Annotated in this window: 12 protein-coding genes; 8 read left to right on the top strand and 4 right to left on the bottom strand. The window is 63.7% G+C overall.

All coding sequences use genetic code 11. From position 1 onward, the window contains the following. The 3 genes from madL to G7044_RS14935 all read right to left on the bottom strand — a co-directional run bounded on the left by madL (nucleotide 1) and on the right by G7044_RS14935 (nucleotide 3325). Nucleotides 1-396, bottom strand: a complete 396-nt coding sequence (madL, locus tag G7044_RS14945; protein ID WP_166330287.1) for a malonate transporter subunit MadL — start codon at nucleotides 394-396, stop codon at nucleotides 1-3. A gap of 63 nt (nucleotides 397-459) precedes the next feature. Continuing rightward, nucleotides 460-1968 (bottom strand): malonate--CoA ligase, encoded by a 1509-nt coding sequence (locus G7044_RS14940; RefSeq protein WP_166330285.1) that lies wholly within the window; start codon nucleotides 1966-1968, stop codon nucleotides 460-462. A 22-nt stretch (nucleotides 1969-1990) separates the two neighbouring features. Continuing rightward, entirely contained in the window at nucleotides 1991-3325 is a 1335-nt protein-coding gene (locus tag G7044_RS14935; protein ID WP_166330283.1) for a malonyl-CoA decarboxylase, read from the bottom strand. A gap of 124 nt (nucleotides 3326-3449) precedes the next feature. On the opposite strand from G7044_RS14935, the gene G7044_RS14930 reads away from it, so the two are divergent. Further along, the gene (locus tag G7044_RS14930; RefSeq protein ID WP_166330281.1) at nucleotides 3450-4106 is read left to right on the top strand and encodes a GntR family transcriptional regulator; all 657 of its coding nucleotides are present in this window, start codon (nucleotides 3450-3452) and stop codon (nucleotides 4104-4106) included. Nucleotides 4107-4144: 38 nt separating this feature from the next. Here the strand turns inward: G7044_RS14930 and G7044_RS14925 are convergent, their stop codons facing one another. Next, complete coding sequence (locus G7044_RS14925) at nucleotides 4145-4945, bottom strand: IclR family transcriptional regulator (RefSeq protein ID WP_166330279.1); 801 nt, start codon at nucleotides 4943-4945, stop codon at nucleotides 4145-4147. Nucleotides 4946-5074: 129 nt separating this feature from the next. Between G7044_RS14925 and G7044_RS14920 the strand changes: the two genes are divergently transcribed. The 7 genes from G7044_RS14920 (at nucleotide 5075) to G7044_RS14890 (ending at nucleotide 13448) form a co-directional block, all read left to right on the top strand. Further along, nucleotides 5075-6589 carry an ABC transporter substrate-binding protein gene (locus G7044_RS14920; protein WP_166330277.1) on the top strand — a complete coding sequence of 505 codons (1515 nt, stop codon included), beginning with the start codon at nucleotides 5075-5077 and terminating at the stop codon, nucleotides 6587-6589. Between the two features lie 73 nt (nucleotides 6590-6662). Further along, nucleotides 6663-7580, top strand: coding sequence for an ABC transporter permease (locus G7044_RS14915; RefSeq protein ID WP_166330275.1), 918 nt, complete (start codon nucleotides 6663-6665; stop codon nucleotides 7578-7580). Then, nucleotides 7577-8476, top strand: a complete 900-nt coding sequence (locus tag G7044_RS14910; RefSeq protein WP_166330273.1) for an ABC transporter permease — start codon at nucleotides 7577-7579, stop codon at nucleotides 8474-8476. Before G7044_RS14915 ends, G7044_RS14910 begins: the two co-directional genes overlap by 4 nt. A 16-nt stretch (nucleotides 8477-8492) precedes the next feature. Continuing rightward, nucleotides 8493-9491, top strand: coding sequence for an ABC transporter ATP-binding protein (locus G7044_RS14905; RefSeq protein WP_166330272.1), 999 nt, complete (start codon nucleotides 8493-8495; stop codon nucleotides 9489-9491). Beyond that, nucleotides 9488-10462, top strand: coding sequence for an ABC transporter ATP-binding protein (locus G7044_RS14900; RefSeq protein ID WP_166330270.1), 975 nt, complete (start codon nucleotides 9488-9490; stop codon nucleotides 10460-10462). Before G7044_RS14905 ends, G7044_RS14900 begins: the two co-directional genes overlap by 4 nt. Before the next feature lie 18 nt (nucleotides 10463-10480). Continuing rightward, complete coding sequence (locus G7044_RS14895) at nucleotides 10481-12064, top strand: gamma-glutamyltransferase (RefSeq protein ID WP_166330268.1); 1584 nt, start codon at nucleotides 10481-10483, stop codon at nucleotides 12062-12064. Continuing rightward, the gene (locus G7044_RS14890) at nucleotides 12051-13448 is read left to right on the top strand and encodes a M20 family metallopeptidase (RefSeq protein ID WP_166330266.1); all 1398 of its coding nucleotides are present in this window, start codon (nucleotides 12051-12053) and stop codon (nucleotides 13446-13448) included. The genes G7044_RS14895 and G7044_RS14890 overlap by 14 nt, the downstream gene beginning before the upstream one ends. Nucleotides 13449-13491: the final 43 nt, after the last annotated feature.

Below are 13491 nucleotides of genomic sequence, written 5' to 3'. Positions count from 1 at the left end.
TCAAACCTCCGCTTCTTCGCTGATCGGGGGCAACGGTTCTTCCGCCCCGCCAAGCCGGGACAGCACGGGCACCAATGCCCAGCAGGCCACCGTCGCACCGACGCCTGCCAGAAGCGCAATCGGCCCGCCGCTGACGGCCGAAACGACGTTCTGGGTCGAGGCCATGGCCACGACGATGGGGATGTACATCGCGCTCCAGAACAGCACGCCATCGGCGCTGTGCGGGGGGAACTTCCCTGCCCTGCGCATCCGGTCTGTCAGCACGATCAGCAGCAGCATGGCAAAGCCCACACCGCCGACATTCGCCTCGACCCCCAGCAGCACGCCAAGCAGATCGCCCACGATCATGCCCGCCAGAAGACAGCCCGCCAAAACGGCGACTCCGTAGATAATCATCTTATTCCTCCCATATGGGCGGCCGCGGGGCTCCTCCTGCCCCTGATGCGGCGCGCCGATGCGTTATTTGTAAAGGTCGGCGTAGGTCTTGCGCAGTTCGGCCTTCTGGACCTTGCCCATCACGTTGCGGGGCAGTTCCGGCACGAACAGCACGCGCCGGGGCTGCTTGAAGCGGGCCAGCTGGTCGCCGATGCCGGCGATGACGCCCTTTTCGTCCAGATCGGCACCGGGCTCGGCCACGACCACCGCCGTCACGCCTTCGCCCAGATCGGGATGGGGCAGGCCGATCACGGCGCTTTCGACGACGCCGGGCAGATCGTCGATCAGCCCCTCGATTTCCTTCGGATAGACGTTATAGCCGCCCGAGATCACCAGATCCTTGTCGCGCCCGACGATGCGCAGATAGCCGTCCTCGCCGATCTGACCCAGATCGCCGGTGATGAAGAAACGGTCGTCGCGGAATTCGGAGGCGGTCTTTTCGGGCATCTTCCAATAGCCCTCGAAGACGTTCGGGCCGCGGACCTCGATGGCACCGATCTTGCCATCGGGCAGCGCTTTGCCGGTTTCGCGGTCGGTGATGCGGACCTCGACCCCCGGCAGCGCCATGCCCACCGCACCCGGTTTGCGCGCGCCGTCATAGGGATTCGTGGTGATCATGCCGGTTTCGGTCATGCCATAGCGTTCAAGGATCGGGTGGCCGGTCTTTTCCTCAAAGGCGCGGTGATCCTCGGCCAGAAGGGGCGCAGAGCCCGAGACGAACAGCCGCATGTTCGACGCCGTATCGCGGCTCAGCCGGTCGGATTTCAGCAGGCGCGTGTAGAAGGTCGGCACGCCCATCAATACGGTCGCATCACCCATCAGGTCGACGATCTGTTCGGCATCGAACTTGGTCAGCCAGATCATCGTGGCACCGGCCGCAATGGTCATGTTCGCGGCGACGAACAGGCCGTGGATATGGAAGATCGGCAACGCGTGGATCAGTCGGTCATCGCCGGTATAGCGCCAGCTTTCCAGCAAAGCCGCCGCGTTGGACGCCAGGTTGCCATGCGTCAGCACCGCCCCCTTGGACCGCCCCGTCGTGCCCGAGGTATAGAGGATCGCCGCGTGATCGCTCATCTCACGCGCGACGTGATCCTTGCGCGGGGTCGCGCCCTCGGCCAGATCCATCAGCGAGCCATCACCCGCCGCACCAAGGCTTTCGATCCGCAATTCGCCGCTTTCGCGCGCCTTGTGGTCTTCCAGGGTGGCGGGCGTGCAGACGAACAGGCGCGGGCCGGCGTCACCGATGAAGTAGTCGATTTCGGCCCCGGTATAGGCGCTGTTCAGCGGCAGATAGACGCCGCCGACCTGAAGCGTCGCGAGATAAAGGCAGATCGTCTGCGTGCTCTTGTCGGTCTGGACCGCAACACGGTCGCCGGGCTGAACGCCCAGATCGGTCAGCACCGCGGCAAGGCGTTCCACCAATTCGCGCGCCTCGGCATAGCTGACATCGGCACCGCCGGGCTGTTCGAAAAGCGCCTTGCCGGGATTGGCGTCGGTCGAGGCGATGAAGCTTTCGTAGATCGTCTGCATTGGTCTCCTCCCTTATGCAGCTTCAGTTACTGAGAACGGCGGCAAGCGGCGCACCGGTCGCGATGGTTCCGTCGCGGACAAAAGCCTCGTGCTGGGCCTCGATCCGGGCGGGTTCGTAAAGATAGTTGATCATCAGCCCATGGGCGCGGTTGATCGCGCCGTCGGACAGATCGCCGGGCCAGTTGACGCGCCATGCGGCCGCGCCATTGCCCAGATGAAAACGGGCAACCGGGTCGCGCGGCGCGCCGGATTTGGTGCGGGCTTGGGTGAAATAGCGTGCAGCCATCGCGTCGACCTGTGGCTTCAGCCGCGCGGCTTCGTCCTTGTCGGTCAGCCAGGCACCCAGATCCAGTTCCGCGGCCAATTCGGCGGCCTGCGGATCGTCGCCGCTGGCAAGCCACGCGGCAAAACCCGGCGCAGGCGACAGTGTCACGAAGGTTTTCAGCGAGGGCAGTTCCGAGGCCAGTTCCGCCACCACCTGCTTGATCAGGAAATTGCCGAAGGACACGCCTTTCAGCCCCTGCAACGTGTTGTTGATGGAATAGAACACGGCGGTCGTCGCATCCTCTACCTCGGGTTGGCGCGGCGCGGTCAGGATCGGGGCGATCTCGGCGGGGGTGTCACGCGTCAACGCGACCTCGACAAAGATCAGCGGCTCGTTCCCGGTTGCGGGATGGAAGAAGGCGTAAAAGCGCCGATCTGCCGGGTCAAGCCGGCGGCGCAGATCCTGCCAGCCCTTCATCGGGTGAACGGTTTCGTAACCCATGATCTTTTCCAGCACGGAGGCCGGGGTGGACCAGTCGATGCGTTCGATCCGCAGGAAACCGCGATTGAACCACGACGCAAACAGATGCTCAAAATCCGCATCCAGCGGGGCAAGCGAGGGATCCGTGCGCATGGCCGACAACAGATCGGCGCGCATATGGACCAGCTTCAATGTGGCATTCGGCGCCGTGTTCAACCGGCGCAGCAGGGTCTGGCGCGGCGGCTCGACCGCGTTGAACAGCGGCACCAGCGTCGCCGCAGTGGGGTCAGCGTCATAGGTCGAAAAGGCCGTGCGAATGGCGTCAGGATCGGCGTTGAAGCCGTCGCGCAGCTGAGCAAAAAACACGGCCTTCTGGGCGTCATCCAGCTCGCCATAAGCCTCCAGCGCCTGCTCGGCCACGGCCACGCGGGCAGCATCGCCGATCCGCCCCATCAGCACCTCGCAGGCTGCAATCAGGCGTTCAGGCGCGGGCCGTGACAAGGCCTGCCGCGCCATTTTTTCGTCCACGGCGACGGTCGCGCGGCTCTGCTTGTCCCCGCCTGTTATCGCCTGAACGAGGTCGGTCAGAAAGTTCAGTTTCGGTCTTGCCATATCGCGTCCTCCCATCATCGTTATACACTTTATAAAGTCTGTTGTATATAACATAAAAGATGTTGGATATCTTACCATACATGTTAATTTCAAGAGACTTTGCAAAAACTTGAAGGACGAAACCGTGGATCGCCCCGCACGACAGAACGCTCAGCAGATCCGGCAGGCCCTGGAAAACGATATCGTCGATGGTCGATTCGCACCCGGCGAGAAGCTTGACCCCGAGGCGCTTGCGGCTGAGTTTTCCTGTTCGCGCACCCCTATTCGCGAGGCTTTGCAGGCGCTAGAATCATCGGGCCTTGTTCGCGTCGAACCAAAGCGCGGCACCTTCGTGACCGAACTCAGCGTCGTGGACCTGACCGAACGTTTCGAGGTGATGGCGGAACTGGAGGCGATGTGTGCAAGGCTGGCCGCCAGTCGGGCGACGGATGAACAGATTGCCCGCATCCGCGAAGCGCAGGCCGCCTGTGAAAGCGCGGCAGAGACCGGGGACAGCGACGCCTATTACCACCAGAACACGTCGTTCCATCAGGCCGTCTATGCCGCCTCGGGCAACACGTTCCTGGAGGCCGAGGCGCTTCGGCTGCAGACGATGCTGCAGCCCTATCGCCGCCGGCAGCTACAGGTTCGCGGCAGAATGATGCGGTCTTTGGACGAACACCGGCAGATCGCGGCGGCCATTGAGGCAGGCGATCCGGTGCATGCAAGTGCGGCCATGAATGCCCATGTCATCATTCAGGGCGACCGCTTCCACCAGTTGATCGCATCACTTCGCCCGTGAAAACGCGGGCCGGAATGGCCCTGCATAAATGGCGGCGGTTATTCCACTGCGCTTTCGTCGATGTCTTCATACTCTGGCACGAAGAATGTCCGGGCCGTGTCCAGAAGCACCGGGACCAGCTCGGCGCGGGCCTGGTCAATCGTCCAACTGGACAGCGAGACAGAGCAGTGGATGGCAGCGCGCGCTTCGCCTCCGGGTGACTTGATCGGGATGCCGATCCCGATCTCGTTCAACAGGACCTCCTGTTCAGAGATGGCATAGCCGTCCTCATGCGCCTTGGCGATGAGTTCGGCGATGCGGCCGCGATCCTGCGTCGTGCGCGGGGTGTATTGCCCCAGCGGCCAGGTCTGGGCGGCGTGCTGCCAGCGCGTTGGCCCCCAGGTCGACAGGATCGCCCGTCCGCCGGATGTGTTCAGTGCCGGATGCGTGCGCCCTGTCAGCGTGCCTTCGAAGCTTGTCCGCTTCACGGGAAGCCGCAGCGTATACATGATTGACGTGTCGCATATCTCGGCCAGATTCAGGGCCTGCCCCAACTGCTGCTGCAGATCGAACAGCCGCGGCATCACCTGCGAGGACAGCGGGTCGGCAATGTAATGTGCATAAGCCATGTGCAGCCATTTGTTCGACAGGCGATAACGGCGGGTCTTGTTGTCACGGATCAGCATGCCCTCTGAATGTAGGGTCGCCAGGATCCGCTGGACGCTGCTTTTCTCAATTCCCGTGAGCCGCACGAGTTCGGTGATTCCCAGCACTGCATGACCGTCGCCGAAAGCGCGCAGCAGGGCCAAGGATTTGCTCAACGCGTTGATCATCAAGCTGTTTCGTTCCTGTTCGGCCATCAAAGAGTACCCTTTTTTCAAGCGCTTGACCCTAGGTCACAAACGCTTGACGCAGGCGGTTGTTCCATGCTCACATATCAACATACGATCTAAAGTATCGCAATACGATACATACGGGAGGAGATCTTGATGCAACCTCAAGCCACATGGGTGCAGACATGCGCCCTTATCCTTGGCTGCACCGCCACCCCTGCCCTGGCCGACAAGGCCAGCGACACCCTGAACGTGGCCTTCACCAAAGAGCTTGAAAACGTCGACAGCTATTTCAACTCGTCCCGCGAAGGCGTGGTGATGCAGCGGGCAATTTGGGACGGGCTGATCTGGGCCGATCCGCAGACCGGCGAATACAAGGGTAATCTGGCGACCGAGTGGAGCTGGATCGACGATGACACGCTGGAACTGAAGCTGCGCGAGGGGGTGAAGTTTCATGACGGCTCGGATTTCACCGCCGATGACGTGGTCTATACGGTCAATTTCGTCGCCGACCCGGCCAATGGCGCGGTGACGCAGCGCAACGTGAACTGGATGAAATCGGCCGAAAAGGTCGACGACTACACCGTCCGCATCAACACCAATGGCCCCTTCCCTGCGGCGCTGGAATTCCTTTCCGGGCCGGTTTCGATCTATCCATCGGATTATTATGAAAAGGTTGGCCCCCAGGGCATGGGGCTTAATCCGGTCGGCACCGGCCCTTACCGCGTGACCTCGGTCGATCCGGGCAAGCATTTCACGCTGGAAATCAACCCCGACTATCACGACAGCCCCAAGGGCAAGCCCAGCATCGGCAAGGTCGACATCCGCACCATCCCCGAGGTGAACACCCAGATCGCCGAGCTGTTCAACGGCGGCATGGACATGATCTGGCAGGTTCCCTCGGACCAGACGGAGCGGATCACCAAGATGGACCGCTTCACTGTCGCCAATGAAAGCACGATGCGCGTCGGCTATCTGGCCATGGACGCCGCCGGACGGTCGGGCGACACGCCCTTCGCCAAGCTAGAGGTGCGCCAGGCGGTGAACCATGCGATCGACCGCGACGCGCTGGTGGACAACCTGCTTAAGGGCAAGTCCAAGGTCATCTGGACGGCCTGCTACCCCTCGCAATTCGGCTGTGACCAGAATGTGCCGACCTATCCCTATGACCCGGCCAAGGCCAAGGAACTGCTGGCCAAGGCAGGTTATCCCGACGGCTTCACCACCGACCTTTATGGTTATCGCGACCAGCAATATGCCGAGGCCATCGCCAGCCAGCTGTCGCAGGTGGGCATCACGGTGAACCTGAAGATGCTGCAATATTCGGCCCTGCGGGACCTGAACATGAAGGGCGAGGTGCCCTTTGCCTTCCAGACCTGGGGCTCGTTCTCGGTCAATGACGCCTCGGCCATGGTCAGCCAGTTCTTCAAGGGTGGCGAGCTGGACGACGCGCGCGACGAGCAGGTCATCCAGGATCTCGGGGTGGCCGATACGTCGACCGATCCCGAGAAACGCAAGGAGTTCTATGCGAAAGCACTGACCCGCGTGGCTGAAGAAGCCTATTGGGCGCCGATGTTCAGCTACAACACCAATTACGTCTTCACCAAAGATCTCGCCTATACGCCCACGGCTGACGAGGTGCTGCGCTTTACCTCGATGACGTGGAACTGATTGCCATCAGGCGCGGCCCTGCACGGGCCGCGCATTTTCCGAACACCTGACGCCCCCATTCACGGAGCCAACTTTGCTTGGATTCATCCTCAAGCGGCTCGGACTGGCGCTTCTCGTGGCGCTGACCGTTTCGTTCATCAGCTTCAGCCTGCTTTACCTCAGCGGCGACCCCGCCACTGCCATCGCCGGGGAAAGCGCCAATGCGCAGGACGTGCAGGCCATTCGCGAACTTTACGGCTTCGACCGGCCGATGCTGGTGCAGTATTTCGACTGGCTCTGGAACGCGCTGCGCTTCGATTTCGGTCAAAGCTATTATTTCAAGCTTCCCGTCGCCGACCTTATCGCCGACAGGCTGGGCGTGACCATGCGCTTGGGCCTAGCCGCGATCAGCTTTGCGCTGATCGTCGCCATCCCGCTGGGCGTTGTCGCCGCCATGCGCCCCAATTCGCTGATCGACAAGCTGGCGCTGTTCCTGTCGGTCGCCGGGCAGGCGATGCCCAGCTTCTGGTTCGCACTGGTGCTGATCTCTGTCTTCTCGATCAAGCTGGGGCTGGTGCCGGCCTCGGGTTCGACCAGCTGGCGGCATTTCATCCTGCCGACCGTGGTGTTGGGCTATTACGCCATGCCCGCGATCATGCGCCTGACCCGCGCCGGGATGCTTGAGGTGCTGTCCTCGGACTATATCCGCACCGCCCGCGCCAAGGGGGCATCGGAGGGGCGGGTCATGTTCCGCCATGCACTGCGCAACGCGATCATCCCGGTGGTGTCGCTGGCGGCGGTACAAATGGGCTTCATGCTGGGCGGCTCGATCGTGGTCGAGTCGATCTTTGCGCTGCATGGCGCGGGGTTCCTGGCCTGGGAATCCATCTCTCGCAACGACCTGCCGACCGTGCAGGCGCTGATCCTTGTCTTCTCGATGTTCTACATCGTCTTCACCCTGCTGGCCGACATCGTGAACGCCTGGCTTGACCCGCGCATGAGGGCCGCATGAACCTGTCCCAACAGCTTCCCACCGCCGAGCAGATCCTGCAGCCTTCGCCCGCCGCGATCCTGCGCAAGCGCATCTTCGGCCACAGCGGCTTCATGATCGGGGTGGCCGTGCTGGCCGTGATCGTGCTGATGGCGATCTTCGCGCCACTGCTGAGCAAATACGACCCCTACACGCAGGATCTGGTCAACCGAATGGTGCCCCCCAGCTTCATGGGCGGAGAAAGCGATCACCTTCTGGGCACCGACCAGCTGGGCCGCGACTATCTGGCGCGTCTGCTTTACGGTGCGCGGGTTTCACTGTTCATCGGCCTTTTCGCGGCGCTGATCTCTGGCGTCATCGGCACGGCCATGGGCGTGGCGGCCGGCTATTTCGGCGGGCGCGTCGATGCGGTGGTGACCTTTCTCATCAATGTGCGTCTGGCCATGCCGGTGGTGCTGGTGGCGTTGGCCGTTGTCGCCATCCTGGGCGGCTCGCTGACCGTGGTCGCCACGGTGCTGGGGCTTTTGCTTTGGGATCGCTATGCCGTGGTCATGCGCGCGTCTACCTTGCAGGTGGCGCGGCGGGAATATGTGGCAGCGGCGCAGGTGATCGGCACCTCGACCCCGCGCATCCTGTTTTCGGAAATCCTGCCCAATGTGATGAACAACCTGATCGTCGTCGCCACGCTTGAAATGGCCCATGCGATCCTGCTGGAGGCGGCGCTGTCCTTCCTTGGCCTCGGCGTGCAGCCACCGACGCCAAGCTGGGGCCTGATGATCGCCGAAGGCAAGGACATGATGCTGTTCGAATCCTGGCTGGTGATGATCCCGGGCATCATCCTGTTCGTGCTTGTTCTGGCCATCAACCTGATGGGCGACGGGCTGCGCGACATCACCTCGCCCGCCGGCCGCAACTGAGGAAAGGCAGACACCCATGTCCGAACCCATCCTGAAGGTCCGCGATCTGCGGCTGGATATCCCCGTTCCGGCCGGCACCCTTCATGCCGTGCGCGGCATCGATTTCGACGTCGCACCGGGCGAAACGCTGTGCATCGTCGGCGAAAGCGGCTCTGGCAAGTCGCTGACCTCGCTGGCGGTCATGGGGTTGCTTGGATCCGCCATCCGTCGCAGCGCCGCCGAGCTGAGCTTTGACGGCATCGACCTGCAGAAGGCCTCGCGCCGGCAGATGCGGGCGCTGCGTGGCAATCGCATGGCGATGATCTTTCAGGAACCCATGACCAGCCTGAACCCGGCATATACCATCGGTGACCAACTGGCCGAGGCGCTGCGCCTGCACCGTCCCATCAGCAAAGGCGATGCGCTGAAGCGGGCCGCCGATTTGCTGCGGCTGGTCGGCATCACCGCCGCCGAAAGCCGGCTGCGCCAGTTCCCGCACCAACTTTCGGGCGGGTTGCGCCAGCGGGTGATGATCGCCATGGCTCTGATCTGCGAGCCGGACCTGCTGATCGCGGATGAGCCGACCACTGCGTTGGACGTGACCATCCAGGCGCAGATCCTGCGGCTGCTGGTCGATCTGCGCGAAAAGCTTGGCATGGCGCTGATCCTGATTACCCATGATCTGGGCGTGGTCGGGCGCGTGGCCGACAAGGTCGCGGTCATGTATGCGGGCGAGCTGGTCGAAACCGGCCCGGCCGAGCAGATTTTCCGCAACCCGGCCCATCCCTATACCCGAGGCCTTCTGGACTGCATCCCCGTGCCCGGCCGCATCACCCGCGGTCAGCGCCTCGGCACCATTCCCGGCATCGTGCCCAGCCTGATCGGCCGTCAGGCGGGTTGCATCTTCCGCGACCGCTGCCCCGAGGCCATTCCCGCCTGCACGGGCGACATCCCGCTGCGCGAACTGGCCCGCGGCCACCGCCTGCGTTGCATCCATCCGCAAGGCCGCCGCATCGCAGAGGAGATCTCGGCATGAGCCAGCCCATTCTGACGCTCGAAGGGGTCTCGAAGGTCTATCAGGTCCGGCAGGGAATGTTTGCACCGAAAAAGCCGCTGGCCGCAGTCAGTGACGTGTCGCTGTCGGTCGAGCGCGGCTCGGTTCTCGGGCTGGTGGGCGAATCCGGTTGCGGCAAGTCCACGCTGGCCAAGATCCTGCTGGGTCTGGAAAAACCCACCGCAGGACGGGTACTGATCGACGGGCAGGATATCCTGTCGCAGGACCGGGTAGCCTTGTCCCGCCGCATCCAGCCGATTTTTCAGGATCCGTATTCCTCGCTCAATCCCCGCAAGAGCATCGCGGATATTATCGCCGCCCCCCTCAACGTGCATGGCATCGGCGACAAGGCCTCGCGCAGTCAGAAGGTGCGCGAGATCATGGACGTGGTCGGCCTGCCATCGCGGATGTTGAACGCCTATCCGAACCAGATGTCGGGCGGACAGCGCCAGCGGGTGGCGATTGCCCGTGCGTTGGTCATGCGCCCCGAAATCGTGATATGCGACGAACCGACCTCGGCGCTGGATGTTTCGGTACAAAGCCAGATCCTGAACCTGCTGGGTGACCTGCAGCGCGAATTCGGGCTGACCTATCTGTTCATCAGCCACAACCTTGCGGTGGTCGAATATCTGGCGACACGTGTGGCGGTCATGTATCTGGGCCGCATCGTCGAGGAACGCGAGGCGGAAGACCTGTTCGCCCATGCCCGTCACCCCTATTCGCAGGCGCTGCTCGATTCGGTCCTGACCCCCGATCCCGGACTGGGCGTGCCCGATACCGGCCTTGGGACCGAATATCCGAACCCCATCGACCCGCCTGCGGGCTGTGCCTTTCATCCGCGCTGCCCCAGCCGTTTCGACCCCTGTGATCGCACTCGCCCGGTCCTGCAAGCGGTCGGACAGGGCTGCGTTGCCTGTCACTTGCATGACGCACCGAATGCCGTCGCCGCCTGAAGCAGCAAGGAAACTGTCGTGACATCAAGCCTTTCCCGCACGCAGACCACCCGCAAGGCGGTCATCCGCAACAAGGGTGGTGTCGTCGCCGCCCAGAACAGCCGCGCGGCGCAGGTCGGCGCCGAGGTCCTGGCCGCCGGCGGCAATGCCATGGACGCCGCGACCGCCGTGTCCTTCGCCATCGGCGTGCTGGAGCCGTGGATGTCCGGCCCGGCAGGCGGTGGCGCGATGATGGTCTGGGACGCCTCCGAAGGCCGCGCCCATGCGGTGACTTACGGGATGCGCTCTCCCGCCGCTCTTGACCCGGCGGACTATCCGCTGTCGGGGGCAGGCCAAGCTTCCGACCTGTTCCCATGGGAGGCGGTGGTCGAGGATCGCAACGTGATCGGCGCGACGGCGGTCGCCGTACCGGGCGTGGTGGATGGCATCGGGCAGGCCCATGCCCGCTGGGGCAGCCTGTCATGGGCGGATCTGTTGAACCCGGCGATCGGGTTTGCCCGCGAAGGTCTGCCGGTCGATTGGTATGCAGCGCTGGTGATCGCCGGATCGGCCCGCGAACTGGCGCGCGATCCTGATGCCGCCGCGCGGTTTCTGGAAGACGGGCAATGGCCCATGATCGCGGGCTGGACCAGCCTGTCATCGAAATCTGTCGACATGTCGGCCATGGTGCCGACCCTGTCGGAACTGGCCGAACGTGGCTATCGCACCTTCTATGACGGCGACCTGGCCGAGGCGCTGACAAGGGATGTGCAGGCAAAGGGCGGGTCTTTGTCGCGCGAGGATCTGGCCGGCTACCGGGCCGAAATCAGCGACCCGCTGACTTTCCGGCGCGGCAGTGCCAGCCTGCATGTCACCCCGCGGCTGACCGCCGGCCCGACGCTGCGCCAGGCCTTCGAGGCGATGGCACCGATCGGCGCGCCGCCCGGTCCGGCAGATTACGCGGCCTATGCCCGTGCCTTGCGCCAGGCCTATCAGCAACGACTGAACACGATGGGCGACGATGGTGAGGTGCCGACGGCACCCGGTTGCACCACCCATTTCTCGGTCGTGGACCGGCAGGGGAACATGGTGGCGATGACGCAGACGCTGCTGTCGATCTTCGGCGCCAAGGTGATCTCGCCCTCGACCGGGCTGCTGCTGAACAATGGCATCATGTGGTTCGATCCGGTGCAGGGGCGGCCGAATTCGCTGCGCCCGGGGCGGCAATGCCTGATGAATGTCTGCCCGGCAATCGGCGAGGATGGTGACCGGCGCTTTGCCGTCGGTGCCTCGGGCGGGCGCAAGATCGTCTCGGCTGTGGCGCAGCTGTCCTCGTTCATGCTGGACGCGGGCATGGATATCGAGGCCGCCTTCCATCAGCCCCGGCTGGACATGTCCATGGCCGAGGTGATCGTCGCCGATGACAAGCTGCCGCCCGAGGTGATCGCGGCAGTCGAAGACGTTGCCCCGGTCATCACCGCCCGCCGGACCACCTGGCCTTTCGCTTTCGCCTGCCCAGCCGGCGTGCTGCGCGAGGGCGAGGTGAATTCCGGCTGCACCGAGATCATGTCGCCCTGGGGCGACGCCATCACCGAAGACGAGGTGTCCCATGTCCTTGCGTGAAGATGTCATTGCCAATGTCGAGGCCTATTTCGATCAGGGCCGGATGAAGGCCGAACTGGCCGAATTGATCGCCTGCCCGACCGAAAGCCAGGTTCCCGCCCGCCGGCCAGAACTGCAGGACTATCTGGCCCGCCTGATGACACCCCGCCTTGAAGCCGCCGGTTTCACGGTCAGCCTGCACGAAAACCCCGGCCCTACCGGCGGCCCTTTGCTGGTCGCCCGCCGCATCGAGGATGCAGCCCTGCCGACGGTGCTGGTCTATGGCCATGGCGATGTGATCCACGGTCAGGCCGATCAGTGGCGCGAGGGGCTTCAGCCCTTTGTCCTGACCGAAGAGGGCGACCGCTGGTATGGACGCGGCAGCGCTGACAACAAGGTCCAGCATCTCATCAACATCGCCGCGCTTGAGGCATTGATCGCGGTCAAGGGAAGCCTGGGCTTTAACGCCACGATCCTGCTGGAAATGTCGGAGGAGAACGGCTCTCCGGGACTGAAGCGCTTTTGCGAGCAGCAGAAGGACCAACTGCGAGCCGATGTGCTGATCGCCTCGGACGGGCCGCGCCTGCAGGCGGTCCACGCGACCATGTTCATGGGCTCTCGCGGGGCCGCAACCTTCGACTTGGTCGTCGAGAAGCGCGAGGGCGCGCATCATTCCGGGAACTGGGGCGGATTGCTGGCCGATCCGGCGATGATCCTCGCCCATGCACTGGCGTCGATCACCGACCAACGCGGGCAGATCCGCATCCCCGAATGGCGCCCGACCAGCCTGACCAATGGCGTACGCGCCGCACTGGACGGCCTGCCGATCGAGATGACGGACGGCCCGACGATTGATCAGGATTGGGGCGAGGAAAGCCTGACCCCGACCGAGCGCGCCTATGGCTGGAACAGCTTCGCCATCCTGGCGATGACCTCGGGCGTGCCCGATGCGCCGGTCAACGCCATCTCGGGCAAGGCGCGGGCGACCTGCCAGCTTCGCTTTGTCGTGGGCACCAATGCCGAGGATATTCTGCCCGCCCTGCGCCGCCATCTGGACCGCCACGGCTTTGGCGCGGTGCAGGTGATCAGCCGCAAGGACGATTTCTTCGCCGCCACCCGCCTTGACCCGGACCACCCTTGGGCGCGCTTCGTCGCCCGCTCACTGACCCAAACCAGCGGGCAGGCCCCGCATGTGCTGCCGAACCTTGCCGGATCGCTGCCGAATGACTGCTTTGCCGACACCCTCGGCCTGCCAACCGTCTGGGTGCCGCATTCCTATCGCGGCTGCTCGCAACACGCGCCGAACGAACATGTTCTGGCACCGCTGTGCCGGGACGCGCTGCGCTGCATGGCGGGAATTTTCGCCGATATCTCGACCGGTCGCGACCTGCCCGGAAGGACCTGAACCCAAGCCTGAGCCTTTTCATCCCTGTCTTCACGATGGAGCG

This window comes from Paracoccus xiamenensis (assembly GCF_011308835.1).
GTDB classification, from domain to species: Bacteria; Pseudomonadota; Alphaproteobacteria; order Rhodobacterales; family Rhodobacteraceae; genus Paracoccus; species Paracoccus xiamenensis.
This window is presented reverse-complemented; position numbering and strand designations above follow the sequence as displayed.

Bases quoted from the DNA above. Each gene is read 5' to 3' on its own strand.
- G7044_RS14925 (WP_166330279.1), bottom strand. From the start codon at position 4,945: ATGGCCGAACAGGAACGAAACAGCTTGATGATCAACGCGTTGAGCAAA.
- G7044_RS14935 (WP_166330283.1), bottom strand. From the start codon at position 3,325: ATGGCAAGACCGAAACTGAACTTTCTGACCGACCTCGTTCAGGCGATA.
- G7044_RS14910 (WP_166330273.1), top strand. From the start codon at position 7,577: ATGAACCTGTCCCAACAGCTTCCCACCGCCGAGCAGATCCTGCAGCCT.
- madL (WP_166330287.1), bottom strand. From the start codon at position 396: ATGATTATCTACGGAGTCGCCGTTTTGGCGGGCTGTCTTCTGGCGGGC.
- G7044_RS14900 (WP_166330270.1), top strand. From the start codon at position 9,488: ATGAGCCAGCCCATTCTGACGCTCGAAGGGGTCTCGAAGGTCTATCAG.
- G7044_RS14890 (WP_166330266.1), top strand. From the start codon at position 12,051: ATGTCCTTGCGTGAAGATGTCATTGCCAATGTCGAGGCCTATTTCGAT.
- G7044_RS14920 (WP_166330277.1), top strand. From the start codon at position 5,075: ATGCAACCTCAAGCCACATGGGTGCAGACATGCGCCCTTATCCTTGGC.
- G7044_RS14905 (WP_166330272.1), top strand. From the start codon at position 8,493: ATGTCCGAACCCATCCTGAAGGTCCGCGATCTGCGGCTGGATATCCCC.
- G7044_RS14940 (WP_166330285.1), bottom strand. From the start codon at position 1,968: ATGCAGACGATCTACGAAAGCTTCATCGCCTCGACCGACGCCAATCCC.